This window comes from Agrococcus baldri (genome assembly GCA_900114805.1).
Taxonomy (GTDB): Bacteria; Actinomycetota; Actinomycetes; order Actinomycetales; family Microbacteriaceae; genus Agrococcus; species Agrococcus baldri.
This window is the reverse complement of sequence record FOZN01000003.1, coordinates 134,388-157,587: the sequence shown is the minus strand read 5'-3', so window position 1 is coordinate 157,587 and position 23,200 is coordinate 134,388. Positions and strand designations below refer to the sequence as shown.

Sequence of the window (23,200 nt, the reverse complement as noted above, 5' to 3'; positions counted from 1 at the left end):
ATCAGGAGACGACATGAACGGCACCACGGAGACCTGGCTGACCCAGGAGGCGCACGACCGCCTGCAGGGCGAGCTGGAGCACCTGCAGGGGCCCGTCCGCGCCGAGATCGCCAAGCGCATCGAGGAAGCCCGCGAAGAGGGCGACCTCAAGGAGAACGGCGGCTACCACGCAGCCAAGGACGACCAGGCCCAGATCGAGGCCCGCATCACCCAGATCACCCAGCTGCTGCGCAACGCCACCGTCGGCGAGGCGCCGGAGGCCTCCGGTGTGGTCGAGCCCGGCACGGTCGTGACCGCGACGATCGCCGGCGATGACGCCACGTTCCTCGTCGGCAACCGCGAGATCGCCGAGGCCGGCGATGAGCTCGACGTCTACAGCGAGGCGAGCCCGCTCGGGGCCGCGATCATGGGGCTGAAGATCGGCGCGAAGACCTCGTACCAGGCACCCTCGGGCGCCACGATCGACGTCGTCGTCAAGGACGTCCAGACCTACCGGGGCTGAGCCCCCGACACGACGACGGCCCCGCCCTGCAGCGCAGGCGCGGGGCCGTCGTCGTTCGCGGGCGTCCGCGTCAGAGCACGACCGGCTGGTAGCCAGCCCTCCGCAGCGCCTCGAGCACGCGCTCGGCGTGCTCCGGCCCGCGGGTGGTGACCGAGATGTCGAGCGTGACGTCGGCGATCGAGGTCCAGGCGTCGTGCTGCGAGTGCAGCACCTCGACCACGTTCGCCTGCTCGTCCGAGACGATCTGCGCGATGATCGCCAGCTGGCCGGGGCGGTCGGGCAGCGCCATCCGCACCTTGAGGTAGCGCTGCGAGGCGGCGAGGCCGCGCCCGATCACGCGCTCCATGAACAGCGGGTCGATGTTGCCGCCCGAGAGCACCGCCACCGTCGGGCCGTCGGATGCGACCAGTCCCGTCATGATCGCGGCGGTCGTGACCGCTCCGGCCGGCTCGACCACGAGCTTCGCGCGCTCGAGCAGCACGATGAGGGCGCGGGCGATGTCGTCCTCCGAGACGGTGACGATCTCGTCGACCGCCTCCCGGATGATCGCGAACGGCAGGGTGCCAGGTCGCGCGACGGCGATGCCGTCGGCGATGGTCGACTGGGTCTGGATGGTGGTCGGCTCCCCCGCCTCGAGCGAGGTGACGTAGGAGGCGGCGCGCTCGGCCTGCACACCCACGATGCGCACCGTGCGGCCGTCGCGCTCGGCGCGCTGCCGGATCGCGGAGGCCACGCCGGCCGCGAGCCCGCCGCCGCCGATGGGCACGACGACCGTGGACGCATCCGGGACCTGGTCGAGGATCTCGAGGCCGAGCGTGCCCTGGCCCTCGATGATGTCGGCGTGGTCGTAGGGCGGCACGAAGGTCGCGCCGGTGCGCTCGACATGCTCGATCGCCGCGGCGAGCGCGGTCTGGAACTCGAGGCCGCGCAGCTCGACGGCCGCGCCGTAGTCGCGAGTCGCCTGCAGCTTCGGCAGCGCCACGCCCACCGGCATGAAGATCGTCGAGCGCACACCGAGCTCGGTGGCGGCGAAGGCGACGCCCTGCGCGTGGTTGCCGGCCGAGGCGGCCACCACCCCGCGAGCGCGCTGCTCGTCGGTGAGCTTCGCGAGCATGTTGTAGGCGCCGCGGATCTTGTAGGCGCCGGTGCGCTGCAGGTTCTCGCACTTGAGGTGCACCTCGGCGCCCAGCATGCCGCTGAGGTAGCGGGAGCGCTCCATCGGCGTCTCCTGCACGATGCCGACCAGTCGACCCCTCGCGGTCTCGAAGTCGGCCAGGGAGGGGCCGGGCAGGGCAGCGCTCATCGCACGACATCCTCGATCGTCGGGTTGGGGTTCTCGCGCCAGGAGCCGGTGGCGATGGTCTTGGCGAAGTTGTTGAGGAAGGCGACCACCGGCACGGCGAAGAAGGCGCCGGCAATGCCGGCGATCGTCGAACCGGCGGCGACCGCCAGCACGACGGCGAGCGGGTGCACCTTGACGGCCGTGCCCATGATGAGCGGCTGCAGCACGTGGCTCTCGATCTGCTGCACGAGCAGCACGATGCCGAGCATGATCACCGCGGCCAGCGGGCCGAAGGAGATGAGCGCGACGAGCACGGCGATCGCGCCGGTGACGACCGCACCGATGATGGGGATGAACGAGCCCAGGAAGACCAGGATGGCGATCGGCAGCACCAGCGGCATGCCGCCGGGGTAGAACAGGCCGAGGATGAACGCGCCCAGGCCGATGCCGACCGCGTCGATGAAGGCGACCAGCACCTGCACGCGCACGAAGTTGCCCAGCGTCACCCAGCCGGCGCGCGCTGCGCCGTCGGTCGCGGGCTGCGCGCGGGCGGGCAGCACGCCCACGATCCATTGCCAGATGCGGCGGCCGTCGAGCAGGGTGAAGATGAGCGCGAAGATCGTCAGCAGCGCGCCGGCCAGGAAGTGGCCGACGGAGGATCCGACCGACAGCGCGCTCGAGAGGACGGTCGAGATGTCGTCCCGGATGACGGCCAGGATGTTCTCGCCGAAGGCGGTGATCTCGGCCGCGTCGATGCCGAACGGCAGCGACATGATCCACGCCTGCGACTCCTCCCAGAACTCGAGCGCCCGCTCCTGCAGCTGCGGGTACTCGTCGCGGATCTGCGCGACAGCCAGCCAGCCGAGGCCGACGACGGCCACGATGAGCGCGACCACCGACACCGCGACGGCGAGTCCGCGCGGCCAGCGCGCGCGCACCAGCGCCGCGACCACCGGTAGCAGCGCCGTGGTGATGAGCGCCGCGACCAGCAGCGGGATGACCACGATGCGGAAGGTCACGATGAGCGCGATCACGACCGCTGCCGCTGCGGCGACGACCAGGAACCGCCACGACCAGGCGCCCGCGATCTGCATCCCGCGGGGCACGGCCTCGTCGCCGGCGGCGAGCGTGAGGCGCGGGCCCACGTTCTTGGGGCGACGGAGCAGCATTGCTCGATCCTACGGGCCGCCACGGCGACGCAGGCGCATGCGTGGGCAGTGCTTGCTAGCCTCACCACTCGTGACGCCACCCCGCATCTCGGCCGCGCAGGCCCGCCGCATCGCCATCGCCGCGAGCGGCCTCGACGGCGCCCTGCCGGGCGAGCGCGGCCGCTTGGGCGCCCGCACCATCGAGCGCACGATCGATCGCCTGGGGCTGCTGCAGCTCGACTCCGTGAACGTCTTCGAGCGCAGCCACTACCTGCCGCTGCTGGCCCGCCTCGGTCCCTACGACCGCCCGCTGCTCGACCGCATGCTGCACCACGACCACGGCAGCGGGCTGGGCGGCTACACCGAGTACGTCGCGCACGAGGCGGCCGTCATCCCGGTGGCCGACTGGCCGCTGTGGGCCTGGAAGCGAGCGCAGCCCATGCGTCCCAGCGACGAGCGGTGGGTCGCCGGGCACGCGCAGCTCATCGACGACGTGCTCGCCGAGTTCACCGAGCGCGGCCCGCTGCGCCCGAGCGAGATGGAGTATCCCGAGCACCAGCGCATGCCGGGCGGGTGGTGGAACAAGTCGGATGCGTACTGGGCGACGAGCGTGCTGTTCCGCCACGGGCAGCTGGTCACCGTGGGCCGCTCCCGGTTCGAGCGCCGCTACGCGGCTGCCGTCGCCGTGCTCCCCGAACCGCAGCCGCGCATCGATCGCGCCGACGCGCAGCGCGAGCTCGTGCGGCGGGCGGCGCGGGCCTTCGGGGTCGCGACACTCGACGACCTCGCCGACTACTACCGGTTGAAGGTCGCTGACGCGCGCACGGCGATCGCCGACCTGACCGACGCCGGCGAGCTCGAGCAGGTCGAGGTCGCCGGCTGGGGGCGGCCCGCCTACCTGAGCGCCGGTACCCGGCTGCCGCGACGCATCCGCTCGACCGCGCTGCTCTCGCCGTTCGACCCGCTCGTGTGGTTCCGGCCGCGGGCCGAGCGCATCTTCGGCTTCGAGTACCGCATCTCGATCTACACGCCGGCCGCGCAGCGCCAGCACGGCTACTACGTGCTGCCGGTGCTGATCGACGACGAGCTGGTGGGACGCATCGACCTCAAGAGCGATCGCAGGGCGGGCGTGCTGCGGGTGCAGCACGCGACGGTCGAGCCGGAGCATGCCGAGCGCGCGGGCGAGCTCGCCCACCGGCTCGCGCCCGCGCTCGCGGAGGCTGCCGCGTGGCAGGGGCTCAACCGCATCGAGGTGGCCGGTCCGGGCACCTGGGCGCGGGAGGTCGCGCGGGCGCTCTGACGCGCCGCGGCGGCGCTGGTCTCAGAACTGGATGCGGGGCGGCTCGGCGACGGCGCCGGTGTGATCGACCTCGAAGAACTCCCGCGGCACCGAGACGGAGCCGGCGAACATCGAGGCGGGGAAGCGCCGCGCCTTCGCATTCAGCTCGCGCGCGCCGGTGTTGTAGTCGCGCCGGCGCGCCTGGGCGTCGTCGTCGAGGGTCGCGAGTGCGGCCCGCGCCTCGGCCGCGTCGGATCCGGCGGGCTGCGACCCGGCCGCCTGCACGAGCGGACGCAGCACCCGCTGCACCTCGCCCTCGGCGGCGGCCTTGGCCCCCGGTCGGTCGGCGCGCTCGAGCGCGGTGAACGCATCCGCCGCCTGCGTGCGCTGCTGCTCGCCCGCCGTCGCCAGCAGCGGCTCCGCGACGGCTCTGCGGCGCTCGAGGGTGGTGGCGAGGGACGCCCAGCGCTCATCCACCGTCGCGCCGAGGCGGCGGAGGGAGCCGCGCGCCGCGATGCCCCACGCGAGCACGATGAGCGCCAGCACGACCAGGGCGCCGACGACGATCCAGACGATGAGGAGGGGGTCCATGGCTTCCATGGTAGGCCGATCCGAGGGGCCGATCAGGCGCCGTGCTCAGGCGCCCAGCACCCTCTTGGTCCATGCGCTCGCGAAGATGCGCTCGGGGTCGAGCTCGTCGCGGATCGCGAGGAAATCGGCGAAGCCAGGGAACCGCTCGGCCAGCTGCGGCGCCCGCAGCGAGTGCAGCTTGCCCCAGTGCGGGCGGCCGTCGTGCGCGAGCAGGATGGGCTCGACCACGTCGAACAGCGGCCGCGGATCCTCTCGCCACCAGCGGTGCGCGGCGATGTACGCGGTCTCGCGGCCGTTGGCGGTCGACAGCAGCGCGTCGTCGGCACCGATCGCGCGCACCTCGAACGGGAACGTCGGCACCAGCGACGCGCGCCGCAGCGCCCGGTCGATCTCTCGCAGCGCCTCCGGCATCGCCGCCACCGGGATGCCGTACTCGAGCTCACGGAAGCGCACCGCGCGCTCGGCGGAGAACACCCGATGGCTCGGCTCGACGAAGCGGCCGCGCGCCATGCCCCTGGCAGCCACCTCGTTGACCGCCCGCGACGCGGCCGGCACCAGCGCGCTGAGCGTCAGCAGGGCGCTGTGGCCGACGTCGGTGAGCACCTTCTCGTCGATGAAGCGGCCGATCGCCGAGCGAGGGGCGAGCGGGCCGTCGACGCGGGTGTTCGACTTCGTCACCGCCAACGAAGTGCCGGCGAACCAGAAGAACTCGAAGTGGTCGGTGCGGCGCAGCAGCCCCTGCCAGTCGTCGAGCACGGCGTCGAGCTCGACCGCGGCCTCGATCGCCTCGAGCGCGAAGGCCGGCACGCATCGCAGGGTGACGTCGACGAGCACGCCGAGCACCCCGAGGCCCAGCCTGATCGCGGGCAGCAGCTCGGGCCGCTCGGTCTCGCTCACGTGCAGCGCGCGCCCCTCGGCGGTGACGAGCGTGGCGGCGACGACGGAGGCGCCGATCGACTGATGGCGGATGCCGGTGCCGTGCGTGCCGGTGGAGATGGCGCCGGCAATGGTCTGCCGGTCGATGTCACCGAGGTTGTCGAGGGCCAGTCCCTGCTCGGCCAGCAGCGCGGAGAGCTCCCGGACGGTGGTGCCGGCGAGCACCGTGACCAGGCGGCCGGGCACGTCGAGCGCGACCACGCCGCGGAGCGCGTCGACGTTGAGCTGCACGTCGTCGGGCCGCGCCGCTGCCGAGAAGGAATGGCTGCTGCCGACCGGGCGGATGGTGCGGCACTGCTGCCGCACGTGCTCCACGTCGCGCCGGACCTCGTCGATCGTCGTGGGCGCGTGCACCCAACTCGGCGCGGCGCGCTGCGAGCGCGCCCAGTTCCTCCATGTCACAGCAGCTTCCTCCCCTCCCCACGGTACGTGGGAAGGGTGGAGATGACCTGATCGCCGGCCACCAGGTGCAGTGCGTCGGTGCGCTCGCACAGCTCGCCTGCCTTCGCGTGGCGCAGCCAGACGCGGTCGCCGAGCCGCAGGCGGTCGGCGGTGGCGCCGCGGACCGGCGTCTGCACCTCGCCGGGTCCCTCGCCCGGATCGATGCGCAGCCCGGGCGGCCAGGCGATCACCGGGTCGCGATCGACGATGCGCGGGCCGGAGGCGACCCAGCCGCCCCCGAGCAGCGTGACGATGCCGGGCCCGGGGCGGCGCACGACCGGCAGGGCGAACGCGAGCGCCGGCGCCGGACGGAAGCTGCGGTAGCCGTCGAACAGGTGCGCGCCGAAGACGCCGCTGCCGGCCCCGATCTCGGTGACGGAGGGGTCGGCGGCGGTCGACTCGATCGATCCGGTGCCGCCACCGTTGACGAACTCCAGCTGGGCGACCTCGCGCACCGCGGCGACCGCTGCGGCGCGGCGCTCGCGCAGGTCGGCGGCCGAGCGGCGCTGCATCGCACGAACCATGAACGCGGGGCTGCCGCCGCGACGCCTGCCGTCCTGCACTCCCGCGACCTGCGCCTCGTACGACATGATCCCGACGAGGCGGAAGCCGCCGCGAGCGACGACCGCCCGGGCGAGCCCGCCCAGCTGCTGCGGCGAGCGCAGCGGCGAGCGCAGCACGCCGGCACGCCAGCGTCCGAGCTCGAATCCGGCGTCGAGCTCGATGGCGACGCGGATCTCCGGATGGCCGGGGATCGCCGCATCGATCTGGTCGAGGTGCTCGACGCTGTCGATCATGATCGTCACGCGCTCGAGCGCGCGGTCGTCGACCGCGAGTGCGCGCAGCGCGGTGCGATCCATGGTCGGGTAGCCCAGCAGCACGTCGTCGACGGTGGCCGAGAGCCACAGCGCCTCCGGCAGGGTCGCTGCCAGCACACCGTGCCAGCCGGGCGTGGCGAGCACCGCCTCGATGACGGCACGGCTGCGCACCGACTTCGTCGCCAGCCGCAGCGTCGTGCCATCGGCTCGACCGACCATGTCGCGCGCGTTTGCTGCGAGCGCCTCGAGCGAGACTGCGGCGAAGGGGCCGTCGATCCCGGCGGTGGCCGCATCCATCCGCTGCCAGTGGTGCTCAGCCGACCAGGGGCGGGCTGCCTCGAGGTCGAGCGGCGTCATCGCTCGCCCATCACTGCCGCCGTGAGCATGGGCGCCGCGGCCTCGACGAAGCGGCGCGATGCGGCGGCGTCCCCCGTGCGCAGCATGCAGTAGGTGAGGCCGTCGGTGATATGCAGCACGAGCTGCGAGAGCTCCTCGAGCGGCTGCTGCGGCTCGACATCGAGCTGCTCGCAGATCGCCGAGATGACCGTCGAGACGATCTCGACGTAGCGCGCCTGCACCTCGCCGGGCAGGTGGGCGAGCGTGGGCGTGCGCGTGCAGTAGGCCATGATCTCCATCACGGCCAGCTCGTACTCGGGGTGCTCGGCGAAGCGATCGACCCAGTCGTGCAGCACGGCGCGCACCGCATCGACCGGGCTGGCGTCGTCCGGGAAGGGCATCGGCACATCGCCGACCCGCGGCAGCACGACGTACGCGTAGGCCTCGCCGATCATCTGGTCGCGCGAGTCGAACACGTAGTGGAAGGTCGCGAGCGGCACGCCCGCCTCGGCGACGATCGCGCGCACCGTCGCGCCGTGCATCCCCTCGCGGGCGATCACGCGCAGGCCGGCCTCGACCAGATCCCTGCGGCGCTCCTCCGCCGGCTTCCGCGTCACCCGCACTCCCATCCTCGCTCGACTTGGACGGTTGTCCGGGTCCCACCATACGGCAGCGCCGCGCCCCCGGGTGCGGGGCGCGGCGCTGTGACGTGCGGTCGGAGACTAGGCGTCGACCTTGGGCTTCGGGCGCGACGCGAAGGTCTCGAACGCCACGCGCGGATGCTCGCGGTCGGAGAGCTCTGCGAAGTCGCGGCCCAGCCAGAACTGGTTCCACCAGTCACCGAAGACGCGCAGCTTGCGCTCCCACATCGGCATCGCCATGCCGTGGTAGCCGCGGTGCATGAGCCAGGCGATCGGGCCCTTGATGGCGAACTTGCCCTTCTGGAACACGCCATTCCAGAGCCCGAGGCCGGCCACGGCGCCCTCGTTGGCGTGGATGTACTCGCGAGGGGCCTCGTCGCGCAGCACGGCGACGATGTTCTTCGCCAGCAGCTTGGCCTGGCGCACGGCGTGCTGGGCGTTCGGCACGCAGAAGCCGCCCGGCCCAGGGGTGCTCGACTTGTCGGGCACGGCCGAGACATCGCCGGCGGTCCAGGCATCCGGCACCACGACGCCGTCGCGCGCGACCTGCAGGGTCGCGAGCGCGGTGATGCGGCCGCGGTCGTCGAGCGGCAGGTCGGTGGCCCGCACGACCGGGTTGGCCATGACGCCTGCGGTCCAGATGATCAGGTCGGAGCCGAAGCGCTCGCCGGTCGAGAGCTCGACGACGCCGTCGACGGCGCCCTGCAGCTGCGTCTCGAGGTGCACGTTGACGCCGCGCTTGCGCAGGTCCTCGACGACCCAGAGCGCGGTCTGCTCGGAGACCTCCGGCATGATGCGGCCCATCGCCTCGACGAGGTGGAACGAGACATCCTCGAAGGCGATCTCGCGGAAGCGCGAGAGCAGGTAGGTGGCGAAGTCGCGCAGCTCGGCGATCGTCTCGATGCCGGCGAAGCCGCCGCCGACGACCGTGACGTTCAGGAGCCGGTCGCGCTCGGGGCCCTCGGACAGCGCAGCCGCCTTGGCGAAGTTCGAGATCAGGCGGTCGCGCACGGCGGCGGCCTCCTCGATGGTCTTCATGCCGATCGCCTCGTCGGCGACGCCAGGGATCGGGAAGGTGCGCGAGACGGAGCCGGCCGTCATGACGATGACGTCGTACTCGAACGTGCGCTCCTCGCCCAGCTCGGGCTTGATGGTGGCGACCTTGTTGGCGTGATCGATGTTCGTGACCTTCGCCTGCACGATCTTCGTGCGGGCCAGGTGGCGGCGCAGGGTCACGACGGCGTGGCGCGGCTCGATCGACCCGGCGGCGACCTCCGGCAGGAAGGGGAGGTAGCTCATGTAGGGCAGCGGGTCGACGATGGTGATCTCCGCCTCGGAGTCGCCCAGCTGACGCTCCAGCCCACGCGCGGTGTAGAGACCGGCGTAGCCGCCTCCGACGATCAGGATCTTGTTCACAGACGCACTTCTTCCCCAGGTATCAGATGTGGATGCGCGATGATTCTACCGCGCTCAGGGTGCGGGCATTCCGGCGGCGGAGCCGCGAGCGCCCGGTGCGCAGACGCACACCGCGGGCGACCACTCCCCCAGCGCGAGCGTCAGATCGCCGATCGGATTCACACCCGGCCCGGCCGCCAGCGCGTGCGCGAGCACGGCGTGCAGGCACTTCACGCGCGTCGGCATGCCGCCGGCGCTGATGCCGGCGATCTCCTCGACGTGCCCGTGCGCCTCCCGGTCGGCGAGGTAGGCCGCATGGGCCGCGGCATACGCATCCGCCACCTCGGGCTCGCGCAGCCGCTCCTGCAGCTCGGCCATCGTGCCGTCGGCCTCGAGGTGTGAGGCGGATGCGGTGGCGCCGGGATGGGTGAGGTAGTAGAAGGTCGGGAAGGGGGTGCCGTCGGGCAGCCGCGGGCTGGTCACCACCACGGTGGGGGCGCCGCAGGCGCAGCGGGCGCCGATGCCGATGACACCGCGCATCGTGCGGCCCAGCTGTGAGGCCATGATCTCGAGGTCGCGCTCGCTCGCCTCGGTGATCACTGCGGCTCCGGTGCCGGGCCGGGCTCCGGCGGCGCCTGCGTGGTCAGGCCCGCGAGCAGGAAGGAGCCGGCGGCCGCCGCCGTCCAGTCGTCGCTGGGCGCCTCGAGCGTCGCGTCGGGCACCTCGCTGGATGCCGTCTCGAGCGCCGAGCGGTCGTCGAGCAGCACGAAGCTGGTCTCACCCGGGTAGACGAAGAAGAGCCGGTCGCGCGCCTGTGCCTCGATGTACGCCGGGTCCTCCCAGCGCCCGGCCTCGGTCTGGAGCGTCTCGACGTTCGCCTGCTGCTCGGCGACCTGCGCCTCGAGCGCTGCGATGTCGCGGCGCTGCTCGAGCAGCAGCCCGACCGTGGGCGCGAGCACGACGAAGCCCGCCACCACCAGACCGACGACGACCAGCAGCAGCCACGACACGCGCAGCTGCCCGAGGGCGACGTCAGACGAGGAGGGCACCCGCCGATGCTACCGGCGGGTGCCCTCCGCAGGCGGCCGAACCGCCTGTGTTGGCTGATGCGTGCTGCGCTCAGCCCTCGAAGCGCGGGTAGGCGCCGGCGCCGGCGTACTCCGCCGCGTCACCGAGGTCCTCCTCGATGCGCAGCAGCTGGTTGTACTTCGCGACACGCTCGCTGCGCGCGGGGGCTCCAGTCTTGATCTGGCCGCAGTTCACCGCGACCGCGATGTCAGCGATCGTGGTGTCCTCGGTCTCGCCCGAGCGGTGCGAGAGCACCGAGCCGTAGCCGGCCTGCGTGGCGATGCGGATGGCGTCGAGCGTCTCGGAGAGCGTGCCGATCTGGTTGACCTTCACCAGCAGCGCGTTGGCGGCACCCCGCTCGATGCCGTCGATCAGGCGCTCGGGGTTGGTGACGAACAGGTCGTCGCCGACCAGCTGCACGCGGTCGTCGAGGCGCTCGGTGAGCGAGGCCCAGCCGTCCCAGTCCTCTTCGTCCATCGGGTCCTCGACGGTGACCAGCGGGTACGAGTCGACCAGCTCGGTGTAGTAGTCGGCCATCTCGGCGCTCGTGCGGTCCTGGCCCTCGAAGCGGTAGACGCCGTTCTCGAAGAACTCGCTCGCAGCGACGTCGAGTCCGAGCGCGATGTCCTTGCCGGGCGTGAAGCCGGCCTTCTCGATCGCCTGCACCAGCAGGTCGAGCGCGGTGCGGTTGCTGGCCAGGTCGGGGGCGAAGCCGCCCTCGTCGCCCAGACCCGTCGCCAGGCCCTGCTCCTTCAGGATGCTCTTGAGCGTGTGATAGGTCTCGGTGCCCCAGCGCAGGCCCTCGCGGAACGACTCGGCGCCGATCGGCAGGATCATGAACTCCTGGATGTCGACGCCGGTGTCGGCGTGCGCGCCGCCGTTGATCACGTTCATCATCGGCACCGGCAGCAGGAAGGCGTTCGGCCCGCCCAGGTAGCGGAACAGCGGAAGGCCCGAGGAGTCGGCGGCGGCCTTCGCAACCGCGAGCGAGACGCCCAGGATGGCGTTGGCGCCGAGGTTCTTCTTGTTGTCGCTGCCGTCGAGCTCGATGAGCGTCGCGTCGAGCACGCGCTGGTCGTCGGCGACCATGCCCTCGATCGCCTCCGCGATCTCCTCGTTGACGGCGTCGACGGCCTGCTCGACGCCCTTGCCCAGGTAGCGGGCGCTGTCGCCGTCGCGCAGCTCGTAGGCCTCGAAGGCGCCGGTCGAGGCGCCGGAGGGGACGGCGGCGCGGCCTACGGAGCCGTCCGAGAGCAGCACCTCGACCTCGACGGTCGGGTTGCCGCGCGAATCGAGGATCTCGCGTGCCTGCAGGGTGTCGATGAGTGCCACGGGTGCTCCTTGGGAATCGCAGTGGATGGCCGACTCGAGCCTAGCCCCGCCCGCATCCCGGCACACCACCGCACCCGCGACCTCGTCCCGGCGCGCGCCGACGCTCCCCGATCTCAACGTGTGAGGTGGTCGTTCGGCGCAGGTGGTGCGCCGAAGTGCCACCTCACACGGTGAGATTTCAGGCGATGGGCTTGAGCTCCAGGGTCTCGGCGGTGTCGCCGGGGCGCACGAAGGCGAAGTGCGTGGCGCCGGATGCGGCCAGCTGCTCGAGCAGGCCGGTCACGTTCTTGGTGCGGCGCTGCATGCGGACCGTCTGCCCGGCCGCCACCAGCGCGCGCTTGATGGCCACCGCATCGGCCGGCTCGACGGCCTTGTCGACCAGCAGGGCGACCGTCTCGGCCGCGGCCTCGGCGGGCAGCTCGACGAGGTCGACCAGTCGCTCGAAGCCGAGCGAGATGCCGACAGCGGGCAGCTCCTGCCCAAGGAAGCGGCCGATCATGCCGTCGTAGCGGCCGCCGCCGCCGATCGAGAACGGCAGCTCGGGGTGCGCGATCTCGAAGATCGGGCCGGTGTAGTAGCCCATGCCGCGCACGAGCGTGGGGTCGAACTCGAGCCGGATGCCGACCTCGGCACCCAGAAGCTCCCGGACGGGCTCGAGCACCGCGACGTCGAAGCCCTCGAGTGGCTCGCGCGAGGCATCCGCTGCGACGCCGGCGCCGGGGATGCGCTCCGGTGCGTGCGCGTCGCCGCCAGCGTGCGCCGCCTCGGGCGCGGCGCCGGCGCCCTCCGCGAGCGCGCGGATCGCGTCGAGCGTCTCGAGCAGTCGGGCGCCGTCGATGCCGCGGCCCGCGAGCTCCTCGGTCACGCCCTCGCGGCCGATCTTGTCGAGCTTGTCGACCGTGACGAGCGCGCTCTCGTGCTGCTCGGGAGCGACGCCGGCGTGCTCGAGCGCTGCGAAGAGGATGCGGCGGTCGTTGATGCGGATGAACGCGTCGGGGATGCCGAGCCTGGTGAGGGCATCGCCGGTCGCCGTCAGCAGCTCGAGCTCGGCGGTGATGCCGGGCTCGCCGGCGATGTCGATGTCGCACTGCATGAACTGGCGGTAGCGGCCGCGCTGCGGGCGCTCGGCGCGCCACACCGGCGCGATCTGGATGGCGCGGAAGACCGGCGGCAGGCTCGAGCGGTGCGTGGCGATGAAGCGGGCGAGCGGCACCGTGAGGTCGAAGCGCAGGCCGAGATCGGCGAGTGCGAGCGGCGCCTCGGCCGCGCGCAGGTCGTCGACGGTGAGCCCGCGGCGCATGACCGCGAATGCGAGCTTCTCGTTGTCGCCGCCGAGGCCGGCGTGCAGCCGTGCGGCGTCCTCCACCACCGGCGTCTCGATCTCCTCGAAGCCGTGGTGCTCGTAGGCAGCCCGGATCACGCGCAGCACGCGCTCCCGCGCACGCTTGTCGACCGGCAGGAAGTCGCGCATGCCGCGCGGCGGGTTCACCTGGGTAGCCATGCCCCCATTCTCCCGCACGCACGGCCAGCAATCTGCCGGGGCCGCATCCGCCCGCGGTCGCCGCCGGCGCGGCCCCCGGCGCCGTCCTTGGCATCATCCCTGGCACCGTCCCTGGCACCATGGGCACGTGCGACGACCATGGCCCCTCCACGACCGAGCCGTTCCCGTCGTCTCGTGGCGCATCGCGACCGTGCTGATGGCAGTGCTGGCCGAGGCCTGGAACATCAAGAACATGCTCGCCTCGGGCGAGCGGGCGAGCGAGCACTTCGCGTACTTCACGGTGCAGGCGAACCTGCTCGTGATCGTCGTGATGGCGTGGATGCTGCTGGTGCCACCGGCGCGCAGGCCCGCCTGGTTCGACCACCTGCGCGGTGCCGCCACGGCCTACATCGTGCTGACCGGCCTCGTCTACGCGGTGCTGCTGGCGAAGCCCGAGGAGGTGTGGTCGTGGTCGATCGAGTTCACGAACGCCGCGCAGCACCGGGTGATCCCGTGGCTCGTCGCGCTCGACTGGCTGCTGGTGCCCACCGCCCGGCGCATCCGCTTCGGCCGCGGGGCGTGGTGGATGCTCTACCCGCTCGCGTACCTGGGCTGCTCCTGGTTGCGCGGCGGGCTGATCGACGGCTGGTACCCGTACCCGTTCCTCGATCCGGGCGTGCACGGCGGATGGGCCGGGCTGGTGTGGCCGACCGGGCAGGTGCTGCTGGCGTTCCTGCTCGGGATCTTCCTGGTGGCGGGCGTCGGGCGGCTGCGCTACCGGGAGTCGGGCGCGAGCGCCCGGGAGCCGAGCCCGTCCGCGACCGGGTAGCTCGGCGAGGCAGGGCCGGCGACGTCGTCGAGCGCCCGTCGCCGGCCCTGCTGAGCGGTCAGCCGCGGCGGCGCACCACCGCGAAAGCCGCTACTGCCGCCGACAGCACCGCGATCACGAGCGCCGTGATCGCCAGCGGCATGGCCGCCGAGTCGGCCTGCGCGGCAGGCTGCGGGGCCTCGTCGGCGAGCGCGTCGTGGCCGTGACCGTGCGCATCCGCCGCCTCGCCGATCGTGATGGTCGGCGCCGGGCTCTCTGCTTCGGCGTCGAGGTCGCCCCACAGGGTCTCGCCCGACTCGCACACCTGCAGCGCGGGGAAGGCGAGCACGGTGCCGTCGGCGGCGCCCTCCGGCAGCGTCACCTCGACCTCGAGGGTCTCGCGCACGCCGTCGGACATCGGCTCGTCGGCGGTGAAGACGACGGTGCGCGCGCCGTCGACGAGCTCGGAGGCGACATCCCAGCCGGGGTTGGCGATGAGCGCGATCGAGGTGATCTCGTCGGGCATGGAGACCTCGACGGCGGTGGTGGGCGAGCCGTCGCAGCCGTGGCTGAACGAGAAGCCGAGCTCGCTGGTGGCGCCCGCCTCGGTGGAGGTGGGCGTGACGTGCACGTGGGCGCTCGCCGCGACGGGTGCGGCGAGCACCAGGGCGGCGGCGCCGACGCCGACGGCGAGGCCGGTGGCGAGGCGGGGACGGGTGCGGTCGGAGGTGGAGGTCTGCATGGTGGTGCTCCAATTGCTGCTGGGCGCGTGCGGCGCGCAGGGTCGCATGAGGGGCGTGCCGCGAGAGCGGTCGCCGAAGGGGGTTCGCAGGCCGAGGCGCTGCGGATGGGCTCAGACGACGGGCAGCGGCGGACCGCGGGTGACGAGTGCGCTGCGCAGCACGTCGAGCGTGCAGCGGCGGGCAGCGTGGGCGGCGGTGACGGATGCGCGGCGTCGCGCGGGCGGTGCCGTGCCGTCCAGCACGGTGGCGGCAAGGCGCGGCGACATGGCGGCGAGCATCGCGGCGATGGCGAGCGGCGCGAGCCGCAGCACAACCAGCGTGAGGGCGCCGGCGGCGACGTGCGCGAGCGGCATGCTCGCGTGCTCGTGCAGGACGGTCGCCGAGGGCATGGCGGCGGCCGCGCCGTGCGCGTGCACCGCGACGTGCGCCTGCTCCGCGGCCGGCGAGGCGGCGCCCGGCAGCGAGTAGAGCACGTGCTGCACGAGCTGCGCGACCGCGACCGCCACCACCTGGCGCGGGAGCGAGCCGCGGGCGCCGACGACGGGCGCCAGCACCAGCAGCGTGGCGACGAAGGCCGTGGCGACCAGCAGGTGGTCGGGCGCGGCTCCCCCGCCGAGCGAGTGCGCGAGCCCCGTGACGAGCGTCGTCGCGGCTGAGACCACGACCGCCGCGGCGAGCGCGCGTCGGCGGCGCTCGAGCTTCGCCTCGATCGTCGCCGGGTGCGAGCCCCCGACCGGCATGCTCACCGCTCGCTGACTGCCCGCCTGCATGCTCACCCGTCAGCCTCCCGCGCGCGCAGCTCGCGCTCCAGCTCGCGCGTGGCGCCGCGCAGGGCGCGCTCGGAGTCGAGGCCGGCGGCGGTCGCGCCGCGCACCATCTCGAGCAGCGCGCGACCGAGGGCCGCCTCGCTGTCGGGCGCCGACGCATCCGCCGCGCGACCGTCGTCGAGTCCGGCTCGCCGGGCGCGGCCGAGCAGCTTCTCGGCGCGCGCGAGCGCCGGCAGGCTCACGGGGATGCCGTCGAGCGCGCTCTCGCGCTCCGGCTTCTCGGCGCGCTTGATGGCGTCCCAGTTCTCGAGCACGCCGTCGACGCCGGCGACCTCGGTGTCGCCGAACACGTGCGGATGCCGGCGGCGGAGCTTCCCGGCGAGCGTGGCCGCGACGTCCTCGATGTCGAAGCGGCCCTCGGTGCGCGCGATCTCGGCGTGGAAGACCACCTGCAGCAGCACGTCGCCGAGCTCTTCGCGCAGGTGCGCGTCGTCGCCCGACTCGACCGCCTCGGCGAGCTCGTGCGCCTCCTCGATCGCGTAGGGCACGAGGGAGGCGTGGGTCTGCTCGGCATCCCAGGGGCAGCCGCCGGGGCCGCGCAGCCGTGCCATGACGGCGACGACGTCGTCGAGCTCGCTCATGCCGTCTGCTCCGCGGGCGGCTTCGGCGGCGGGAAGATGGCGGTCAGCAGCGCGTCGACCCAGGCGATCAGCTCGGTGTCGGGCAGCGGCTCGGCCTGGGTGCCGGCGAGCCGGCCACCGCCTGCGGTGGGGATCGGCACGACGAGCGTCTTCGCGGCGCTGTTGAGCTTCGCCTCCGGGTACATGCGACGCAGTCGCAACTGCACGGAGTCGGCGAGCTCCGCGGGGCCGACGCGCAGGTTCGGGCCGACGGTGATGACCTCCGAGAGCTTCGCCGCCTGCGCCTTGCGCCGCAGCCGCGCGATGGCGAAGAGCGCGGCGACCTGGGCCGGCGGCTCGCCGTAGCGGTCGCGCAGCTCGTCGACCACGTGGTCGATCGCCTCGTCGTCGCGCGAGGAGGCGGCGGCCGAGAGCTTCTGGTAGGCCTCCAGGCGCAGGCGCTCGGAGTCGACGTACTCCTCCGGGATCACCGCGTCGACGGGCAGCTCGAGCCGCAGCTCGCGCGGCCCCTCGTCCTCCTCGCCGCGGAAGACGGCGACAGCCTCGCCCACCATCCGCAGGTAGAGGTCGAAGCCGACGCCGGCGATGTGGCCCGACTGCTCCCCGCCCAGCAGGTTGCCCGCACCGCGGATCTCGAGGTCCTTGAGCGCCACCTGCATGCCGGCGCCGAGCTCGTTGTGCACCGCGATGGTCTCGAGCCGGTCGTGCGCGGTCTCCGACAGCGGCTTGTCGCCGTCGTAGAGGAAGTAGGCGTAGGCGCGCTCGCGGCCGCGGCCGACGCGCCCGCGCAGCTGGTGCAGCTGGCTGAGTCCGTAGCGCTCGGCGCGGTCGACGATCAGGGTGTTGGCGTTGGGGATGTCGAGACCCGTCTCGACGATGGTGGTCGAGACCAGCACGTCGTACTGCTTCTCCCAGAAGTCGACGATCACGCGCTCGAGCGCCGTCTCGTGCATCTTGCCGTGCGCGACGCCGATGCGCGCCTCCGGCACCAGCTCCGCCAGCTGCGCCGCCACCCGGTTGATCGACGAGACGCGGTTGTGCACGAAGAAGATCTGCCCCTCGCGCAGCAGCTCGCGGCGTATCGCGGCCGCCACCTGCTGCTCGTTGTACTCGCCGACGAAGGTGAGCACCGGGTGGCGGGCCTCCGGCGGGGTCGCGAGCGTCGACATCTCGCGGATGCCGGTGACGGCCATCTCCAGCGTGCGCGGGATGGGCGTGGCCGACATCGAGAGCACGTCGACGTTGGTCTTCAGCGCCTTCAGCTTCTCCTTGTGCTCGACGCCGAAGCGCTGCTCCTCGTCGATGATGACGAGCCCGAGCTCCTTGAAGCGGACGGTGTCGGAGAGCAGGCGGTGGGTGCCGATCACGACGTCGACAGTGCCGTCGGCGATGCCGGCGATCGTCTCGCGCACCTCCTTGTCGCTCTGGAAGCGGCTGAGCGCGCGCACCTGCACCGGGAAGCCGGCGAAGCGGGCGGCGAAGGTCTCGTGGTGCTGCCGCACGAGCAGGGTGGTGGGCACGAGCACGGCGACCTGCGTGCCGTCCTGCACGGCCTTGAACGCCGCGCGCACGGCCACCTCGGTCTTGCCGTAGCCGACGTCGCCCGAGAGCAGCCGGTCCATCGGCACCTCGCGCTCCATGTCGCGCTTGACCTCGTCGATGGTGGTGAGCTGGTCGGGCGTCTCGGCGAACGGGAAGGCGTCCTCGAGCTCGCGCTGCCAGGGGCTGTCCGGGCCGAACCTGCGCCCCTTGGAGGCCATCCGCTTCGAGTAGAGCTGCACGAGCTCGACCGCGATCTCCCGCACAGCCTTGCGCGCCTTGGCCTTCGACTGCTGCCAGTCGCTGCCGCCCATCTTCGACAGCTGCGGCGCCTCGCCGCCGACGTAGCGGTTCAGCTGGTCGAGCTGGTCGGTGGGCACCGAGAGCCGGTCGCCGGGGTGGCCGCGCTTCGAGGGCGCGTACTCGATCACGAGGTACTCCCGCGTGGTCTTCACCGGGTTGCGTCCGCCCGTCGAGACGGTGCGCTGCGTGAGCTCGACGAAGCGGCCCACGCCGTGCGTCTCGTGCACGACGTAGTCGCCGGCCTTCAGCTGCAGCGGGTCGACGACCGAGCGCCGGCGGCGGGCGAGCTTGCGCGACTGGCGCGAGTCGACGCCCACCGCGCGGCCGAAGAACTCGGCCTCGCTGACCAGCTCGATGCGCTCCTCCGGCAGCGAGAAGCCGTGCTCGACCGACGCCTGCGTGACGTGCACGAGGCCGGGCTCGAGCTCGTCCGGCAGCGCGTCGACGATGCGGGCGCCCACCTCGTGCTCGCCGAGCACCTGCGCGGCGCGCTCGACCAGGCCGTGCCCGGCAGCGGTCACCACGACCCGCCATCCCGCGCGGGTGCGCTCCCGCAGATGCTCGAGGGCGCCGTCGGCGCGGCCGGCGAAGCTCGGCACCGGCTCACCCTCGACCACCGTGACGAGGTCGTCGGCGGCGAGCACCGAGAACGTCCACCACGGGGCGTCGACGGATGCGTGCAGCTCGTCGAGGCTCAGGAAGCCGCTCGAGAGGTCCACGGGTGCCGCACCGCCGGCGGTGGCGACGCTCCAGGCGGCCTCCAGGAACTCCTGGTTCGTCTCGTTCAGGCTGGTGATGCGGTCGCGGATGCGCTCGGGTCCGAGCACGACGACCCCCGCGCCGGGCAGGTAGTGCGTGATGGGCACGAGCCGCGGCAGCAGCGCGGGCGCGAGCGACTCCATGCCCTCGACCGGCATCCCCTCGGCGATCTTCTCCAGCATCTGCTGGATGCCGGGGAACTCGGGCGCCAGCTGCCGCGCCCGCGCGCGCACCGCATCCGTCAGCAGCAGCTCGCGGCTGGGAGGCAGCACGATGCGCTCGACGGGGGTGGCGTCGGAGCGCTGGTCGGCGACGTGGAACCAGCGCATCTGCTCGACCTCGTCGCCGAACAGCTCGATGCGCACCGGGTGGTCCTCGGCGGGGCTGAAGACGTCGACGATGCCGCCGCGCACCGCGAACTCGCCGCGCCGGGTCACCATGTCGACACGGGCGTATGCCAGGTCGACCAGCTGCCGTGAGAGCGCGGTCAGGTCGACCCCGCGCGCACCGGCGGCCAGCTCGATCGGCTCGACCGCGAGCAGGTTGTCGGCCAGCGGCTGCAGCGCCGCGCGCACCGAGGCGATCACGACGGTGGGGCGCGATCGGTCGCGCTCGGCGACCGCACGCAGGGTGGCACCGCGCTGACCGACCGTCTCGGGCGAGGGGCTCAGCCGCTCGTGCGGCAGGGTCTCCCACGCCGGCAGCTCGAGGATCTGTGCGCCCGGCAGCCACGCGCCTAGGTCATCGCGCACCGCCTCTGCCTCGCGGCGGGTGGCGGTGATCACCAGCAGCGGGCGCTCATGCTGGTTCGCGATGGTCGCGACGACCGGCGCGCGCATCGCCTCGATGCCGGTCAGGGCACCGCCCACCGACGCTTCCACGACCGGAGCGAGCGCGCCGCGCTCGAGCAGTCCGAGCAGTGGCTGCAGGCTCACCGCGACATGACGACGCCGCCTGCGGCGTCGACCACCTCGTAGGTCCATCCGGCAGCGTCATCGAGGTGCTCCGGCGGCATGCTGGCGGCCAGCACCGCGTCCTGCTCAGCAGTGGGGCCGGTGCCGAGCTGCAGCGGGATGTCCTCGCCGAAGTAGTGGACCACGCCGCCGGTCGCCTGCGGCGGCGCGATGATCAGCGCCATGCGGCTCTCCTCGGGCCCGACGAAGCACAGCAGGGGCGCCTTCCCGAGGCAGGAGTCGATCACGCCGCCCGCTCCGCGGGTGACGATCAGATCGGTCATGCCGGACTCGTCACCGCGGTCCCACCACACGTGCGCGCCGTTCTCGAGCGTCGTCGCCAGCTCATAGCCGGTCGGGCCCTGCGGACCCCGTGGCTCGTCCGTGCTGGTGCAGCCGGTGAGCACCAGCGCACCGGCGCTCACTGCGACGGCGACCTTGGCGAGTCGATGCACGGGCGTCTTCCTTCCGATCGGCACTCCATGCTAGCGGCGCGCGCCCGAGAGTCAGGACGGGGCGTGGATGCGCTGCTGGGCGGCGAGGAAGCCCTCGGCGATGATGCGCTCGATGGCATCGGCACCCAGCTGCACGAGCAGCTCGGCCTCGGGCTGCTCGGCCTTCGCGAAGGGCTTGAGCACGAAGGAGGCGGCATCCTGGCGGCCGGGCGGGCGGCCGATGCCGAGCCGCACGCGCAGCACGTCCGGGCCGCGCGCGGCGATGATGTCGCGCATCCCGTTGTGGCCGCCGTGCCCGCCGCCCTGCTTCAACCGGATCTCCCCCAGGGGCAGATCGAGCTCGTCGTGCAGGACGATCACCTGCTCCGCCTCCACGCCGTACCAGTCCATCAGCTTCGAGACCGGCCCGCCGGAGCGGTTCATGTACGACAGGGGGAAGGCTGTGACCACCTTCGGGCCGCCGACGACCCGTGACTCCGCGACCAGCGCATCCGCCCGGCCGTGCTTCTTGGGGTTCGCGCCCGCGCGCCGCTCGAGCTCGGCGACGACCATCTGGCCGATGTTGTGGCGCGTGCGCGCGTAGTCGGGCCCGGGATTCCCGAGCCCGACCACGAGCCACGTCTGCGTCATCTCGACGCCGCCGGAGGAGCGTTACTCCGCTGCGGCCTCTTCGGCCTGCTCGGCCGCTGCCTCGGCGGTCTCGCCCTCGGCTGCGGTCTCGTCCTCGTCGAGCGACGGGGCGGCGGGCGTCATGATGCCCACGACCAGCATCTCGGCGTCGGTAAGCAGCGTCGCGCCCTTGGGCAGCTCGACGTCGCCGGCGAGGATGTGCGCGCCCTCCTCGAGGCCCTCGATCGAGACGACGATCGTGTCGGGGATGTGCAGCGCCTCGACCTCGATCGAGATCGCAACGGTCTCGTGGTTCGCGATGGTGCCGGGAGCCGACTCGCCCTCGATGTGCACAGGCACGTCGACGATGACCTTCTCGCCCTTCTTGACGATCACGAGGTCGACGTGCTCGATGGCGGGCTTGCCCTGCAGCACCGGGTTGCGCTGCACGTCCTTGACGAGCGCGAGCTGCGACTTGCCGTCGATCTGCAGGTCGATGATGGCGTTCGAGCGGCGCACCAGCAGGTAGAGCGCGTGCGCGTCGACGGTCAGGTGCTGCGCCGCGGTGCCGTGGCCGTAGAGGACGCCCGGGACCTTGCCGGCGGCGCGAAGCTTGCGGGCCGCGCCCTTGCCGAAGGACTCGCGGGTCTCGGTCTCGAGCTTGTCGTATTCGGTGCTCATGGAAGTGCTCCTCGTGGGCCGCAGCCCGTCAAATTGTCGACTCGAACGCGCAAGCGTGAGGACCTGGTCCGCTGCTCCCACCGCGTCGATCACGGATGCCTCTGCATCCCTCGCCGAAGTTCAGCCTCTGATCCTACAGCACGCTGGAGCTGCGCGGTGGAGCTCGGAAGCGGAGACCCTTTCGGGTCTCCGCCGCGACCCCAGCGCCGAGGCCCGTCCCGGGCCTCGCTGAAAGTCGGCTAGCCGAACAGCCCGCCGACCAGGTAGATCGCGAACGAGATGATGAAGCCGACGATGGCCATCAGGCCCTGCGCGACCGTCCAGGTCTTGAGGGTCGTCTTCACATCCATGCCGAAGAACTTGCTGACCAGCCAGAAGCCCGAGTCGTTCACGTGGCTGAAGCCCACGGAGCCGGCAGCGGTCGCGAGCACGATCGCGGCGACCTCGACCGGGTTGAAGCCGCCGTCGACGACCACGCCGGCCATCAGCGAGGCGGCCGTGGTGAGCGCGACCGTGGCCGAGCCCTGCGCGATGCGGACGATCTGGGCGATGAGGAAGGCAGCGACGATGACCGGCATGCCGATGGAGTTGAGCGACTCGGCGATCGCGTCGCCGATGCCCGTGACGCGCAGCACGCCTCCGAACATGCCGCCGGCACCGGTGACGAGCACGACCGAGGCGATCGGTCCGAGCGCGCTGTCGGCGACCTTCTCGATCAGGGTGCCGGCCTTGCCCATCCCCCAGCCGAGCAGCCACATGGAGACGATCACCGTGATGAGCAGCGCGATGGGCGTCTCGCCGAGGGTGCGCAGCAGCGCGATCACGGGCTCAGCCTTGAAGGCGTCCGGGTCCTCCTGCGTCGAGGCGAACATGTTGAGCCCCGTGTTCATCAGGATGAGCACGAGCGGCAGCACGAGCAGGAAGATGATCTTGCCGAACGCAGGGTTCGACTCCATCTCGTTCTCATCGTCCGACGGGCCTCCGAGGATCGACGGCACCGCGACGTCGTACCTGCGAGCGACCCACTTGCTGAAGAGCACGCCGACGACGTACCAGACCGGGAGCGCGACCACGAGGCCGAGGAGCAGGACGAGCCCGACGTCGGCACCGAGGATCGCGGATGCGGAGACCGGCCCGGGGTGCGGCGGCACGAAGATGTGCATGCTGCTGAACGCCAGCGCGGCGGGGAACGCAACCGTGAGCAGCGAGCCGCCGAGTCGGCGCGAGACCGCGTAGATGATCGGCAGCATCACGACGAGGCCGGCGTCGAAGAAGATCGGGAAGCCCATCAGCAGGCTCGCGACGCCGACGGCCATGGCGGCCCGCTGCTCGCCGAACCACTCGATGAGCTTGTCCGTCAGCACTCTGGCGCCGCCGGAGGTCTCGATCATGCGGCCGAGCATCGCGCCCAGCGCGACCAGCAGCATGACGCTGCCGAGCGTCGGGTTGAAGCCGAAGGCGATCGCCGCCATGAGCTGGTTGAAGGGGATGCCCGCGGCGACGGCGGTCAGCAGGCTCGTGATCATCAGCGCCAGGAAGGCGTGGATCTTGAACGTCATGATGAGGACGAGCAGGAACGCGATCGAAGCCGCCGCGAGCAGCAGCAGCCCTCCGGTCCCGAGGTCCCAGTTGAGAACGAGGTCTTCCATGGGTCTGACTCCTTTGTGCGTGCGGTGCGAGGGAGGAGCTGCCG

22 protein-coding genes are annotated in these 23,200 nt (G+C 72.3%); 3 read left to right on the top strand and 19 right to left on the bottom strand.

All coding sequences use genetic code 11. The features are described 5' to 3' along the window. The first annotated feature begins 13 nt into the window (after window positions 1-13). A complete protein-coding gene (gene greA, locus BM288_RS09010; RefSeq protein ID WP_092918124.1) occupies window positions 14-502 on the top strand; it encodes a transcription elongation factor GreA in 489 nt (162 codons plus the stop codon). Between the two features lie 70 nt (window positions 503-572). Here the strand turns inward: greA and ilvA are convergent, their stop codons facing one another. Together ilvA and BM288_RS09000 are read right to left on the bottom strand one after the other, a co-directional pair. Next, window positions 573-1,805, bottom strand: coding sequence for a threonine ammonia-lyase (ilvA, locus tag BM288_RS09005; protein WP_092918122.1), 1,233 nt, complete (start codon window positions 1,803-1,805; stop codon window positions 573-575). After that, a complete protein-coding gene (locus BM288_RS09000) occupies window positions 1,802-2,953 on the bottom strand; it encodes an AI-2E family transporter (protein ID WP_318255448.1) in 1,152 nt (383 codons plus the stop codon). The genes ilvA and BM288_RS09000 overlap by 4 nt, the downstream gene beginning before the upstream one ends. A gap of 70 nt (window positions 2,954-3,023) precedes the next feature. On the opposite strand from BM288_RS09000, the gene BM288_RS08995 reads away from it, so the two are divergent. Then, on the top strand, window positions 3,024-4,232 hold the full coding sequence (locus BM288_RS08995) for a winged helix-turn-helix domain-containing protein (protein WP_318255447.1): 1,209 nt from the start codon (window positions 3,024-3,026) through the stop codon (window positions 4,230-4,232). Window positions 4,233-4,253: 21 nt separating this feature from the next. Here the strand turns inward: BM288_RS08995 and BM288_RS08990 are convergent, their stop codons facing one another. The 9 genes from BM288_RS08990 to BM288_RS08950 all read right to left on the bottom strand — a co-directional run bounded on the left by BM288_RS08990 (window position 4,254) and on the right by BM288_RS08950 (window position 13,270). Next, entirely contained in the window at window positions 4,254-4,802 is a 549-nt protein-coding gene (locus BM288_RS08990) for a LemA family protein (protein ID WP_177220329.1), read from the bottom strand. Window positions 4,803-4,847: 45 nt separating this feature from the next. Next, complete coding sequence (locus BM288_RS08985) at window positions 4,848-6,140, bottom strand: D-arabinono-1,4-lactone oxidase (protein ID WP_177220328.1); 1,293 nt, start codon at window positions 6,138-6,140, stop codon at window positions 4,848-4,850. After that, window positions 6,137-7,354: an alanine racemase gene (locus tag BM288_RS08980; RefSeq protein ID WP_092918114.1), complete on the bottom strand. Its 1,218-nt coding sequence runs from the start codon at window positions 7,352-7,354 to the stop codon at window positions 6,137-6,139. Before BM288_RS08980 ends, BM288_RS08985 begins: the two co-directional genes overlap by 4 nt. Further along, a complete protein-coding gene (locus tag BM288_RS08975) occupies window positions 7,351-7,950 on the bottom strand; it encodes a TetR/AcrR family transcriptional regulator (protein WP_177220327.1) in 600 nt (199 codons plus the stop codon). Before BM288_RS08975 ends, BM288_RS08980 begins: the two co-directional genes overlap by 4 nt. 105 nt (window positions 7,951-8,055) lie before the next feature. Beyond that, window positions 8,056-9,390 carry an NAD(P)/FAD-dependent oxidoreductase gene (locus tag BM288_RS08970; protein ID WP_092918110.1) on the bottom strand — a complete coding sequence of 445 codons (1,335 nt, stop codon included), beginning with the start codon at window positions 9,388-9,390 and terminating at the stop codon, window positions 8,056-8,058. Between the two features lie 54 nt (window positions 9,391-9,444). After that, window positions 9,445-9,933 (bottom strand): DUF501 domain-containing protein, encoded by a 489-nt coding sequence (locus BM288_RS08965; protein WP_092919026.1) that lies wholly within the window; start codon window positions 9,931-9,933, stop codon window positions 9,445-9,447. A gap of 32 nt (window positions 9,934-9,965) precedes the next feature. Further along, a complete protein-coding gene (locus tag BM288_RS08960) occupies window positions 9,966-10,418 on the bottom strand; it encodes an FtsB family cell division protein (protein WP_092918108.1) in 453 nt (150 codons plus the stop codon). Between the two features lie 70 nt (window positions 10,419-10,488). Further along, a complete protein-coding gene (eno, locus tag BM288_RS08955; protein WP_092918106.1) occupies window positions 10,489-11,769 on the bottom strand; it encodes a phosphopyruvate hydratase in 1,281 nt (426 codons plus the stop codon). Window positions 11,770-11,947: 178 nt separating this feature from the next. After that, the gene (locus BM288_RS08950; RefSeq protein WP_092918104.1) at window positions 11,948-13,270 is read right to left on the bottom strand and encodes a histidine--tRNA ligase; all 1,323 of its coding nucleotides are present in this window, start codon (window positions 13,268-13,270) and stop codon (window positions 11,948-11,950) included. A gap of 127 nt (window positions 13,271-13,397) precedes the next feature. On the opposite strand from BM288_RS08950, the gene BM288_RS08945 reads away from it, so the two are divergent. Then, the gene (locus tag BM288_RS08945; RefSeq protein WP_092918102.1) at window positions 13,398-14,078 is read left to right on the top strand and encodes a Pr6Pr family membrane protein; all 681 of its coding nucleotides are present in this window, start codon (window positions 13,398-13,400) and stop codon (window positions 14,076-14,078) included. A gap of 58 nt (window positions 14,079-14,136) precedes the next feature. Here the strand turns inward: BM288_RS08945 and BM288_RS08940 are convergent, their stop codons facing one another. The 8 genes from BM288_RS08940 to BM288_RS08905 all read right to left on the bottom strand — a co-directional run bounded on the left by BM288_RS08940 (window position 14,137) and on the right by BM288_RS08905 (window position 23,156). Next, window positions 14,137-14,799, bottom strand: a complete 663-nt coding sequence (locus BM288_RS08940; protein WP_092918100.1) for a DUF1775 domain-containing protein — start codon at window positions 14,797-14,799, stop codon at window positions 14,137-14,139. A gap of 111 nt (window positions 14,800-14,910) precedes the next feature. Then, window positions 14,911-15,576 carry a hypothetical protein gene (locus tag BM288_RS08935; RefSeq protein WP_092918098.1) on the bottom strand — a complete coding sequence of 222 codons (666 nt, stop codon included), beginning with the start codon at window positions 15,574-15,576 and terminating at the stop codon, window positions 14,911-14,913. After that, a complete protein-coding gene (mazG, locus tag BM288_RS08930) occupies window positions 15,573-16,208 on the bottom strand; it encodes a nucleoside triphosphate pyrophosphohydrolase (protein ID WP_092918096.1) in 636 nt (211 codons plus the stop codon). Before mazG ends, BM288_RS08935 begins: the two co-directional genes overlap by 4 nt. Further along, window positions 16,205-19,744, bottom strand: coding sequence for a transcription-repair coupling factor (mfd, locus tag BM288_RS08925; RefSeq protein ID WP_404799699.1), 3,540 nt, complete (start codon window positions 19,742-19,744; stop codon window positions 16,205-16,207). Before mfd ends, mazG begins: the two co-directional genes overlap by 4 nt. After that, on the bottom strand, window positions 19,741-20,217 hold the full coding sequence (locus tag BM288_RS08920) for a hypothetical protein (RefSeq protein ID WP_092918092.1): 477 nt from the start codon (window positions 20,215-20,217) through the stop codon (window positions 19,741-19,743). The genes mfd and BM288_RS08920 overlap by 4 nt, the downstream gene beginning before the upstream one ends. Window positions 20,218-20,268: 51 nt before the next feature. Further along, a complete protein-coding gene (pth, locus tag BM288_RS08915; protein ID WP_092918090.1) occupies window positions 20,269-20,847 on the bottom strand; it encodes an aminoacyl-tRNA hydrolase in 579 nt (192 codons plus the stop codon). Between the two features lie 21 nt (window positions 20,848-20,868). Continuing rightward, entirely contained in the window at window positions 20,869-21,507 is a 639-nt protein-coding gene (locus BM288_RS08910; protein WP_092918088.1) for a 50S ribosomal protein L25/general stress protein Ctc, read from the bottom strand. A 239-nt stretch (window positions 21,508-21,746) separates the two neighbouring features. Continuing rightward, complete coding sequence (locus tag BM288_RS08905) at window positions 21,747-23,156, bottom strand: GntP family permease (RefSeq protein WP_092918086.1); 1,410 nt, start codon at window positions 23,154-23,156, stop codon at window positions 21,747-21,749. Window positions 23,157-23,200: the final 44 nt, after the last annotated feature.

Coding starts and splice junctions, on each gene's coding strand:
- BM288_RS08940 (WP_092918100.1), bottom strand. CDS start 14,799: ATGCAGACCTCCACCTCCGACCGCACCCGTCCCCGCCTCGCCACCGGC.
- BM288_RS08965 (WP_092919026.1), bottom strand. CDS start 9,933: ATGGCCTCACAGCTGGGCCGCACGATGCGCGGTGTCATCGGCATCGGC.
- BM288_RS08910 (WP_092918088.1), bottom strand. CDS start 21,507: ATGAGCACCGAATACGACAAGCTCGAGACCGAGACCCGCGAGTCCTTC.
- BM288_RS08990 (WP_177220329.1), bottom strand. CDS start 4,802: ATGGACCCCCTCCTCATCGTCTGGATCGTCGTCGGCGCCCTGGTCGTG.
- BM288_RS08950 (WP_092918104.1), bottom strand. CDS start 13,270: ATGGCTACCCAGGTGAACCCGCCGCGCGGCATGCGCGACTTCCTGCCG.
- BM288_RS08980 (WP_092918114.1), bottom strand. CDS start 7,354: ATGACGCCGCTCGACCTCGAGGCAGCCCGCCCCTGGTCGGCTGAGCAC.
- greA (WP_092918124.1), top strand. CDS start 14: ATGAACGGCACCACGGAGACCTGGCTGACCCAGGAGGCGCACGACCGC.
- BM288_RS08905 (WP_092918086.1), bottom strand. CDS start 23,156: ATGGAAGACCTCGTTCTCAACTGGGACCTCGGGACCGGAGGGCTGCTG.
- ilvA (WP_092918122.1), bottom strand. CDS start 1,805: ATGAGCGCTGCCCTGCCCGGCCCCTCCCTGGCCGACTTCGAGACCGCG.
- BM288_RS09000 (WP_318255448.1), bottom strand. CDS start 2,953: ATGCTGCTCCGTCGCCCCAAGAACGTGGGCCCGCGCCTCACGCTCGCC.
- mazG (WP_092918096.1), bottom strand. CDS start 16,208: ATGAGCGAGCTCGACGACGTCGTCGCCGTCATGGCACGGCTGCGCGGC.
- pth (WP_092918090.1), bottom strand. CDS start 20,847: ATGACGCAGACGTGGCTCGTGGTCGGGCTCGGGAATCCCGGGCCCGAC.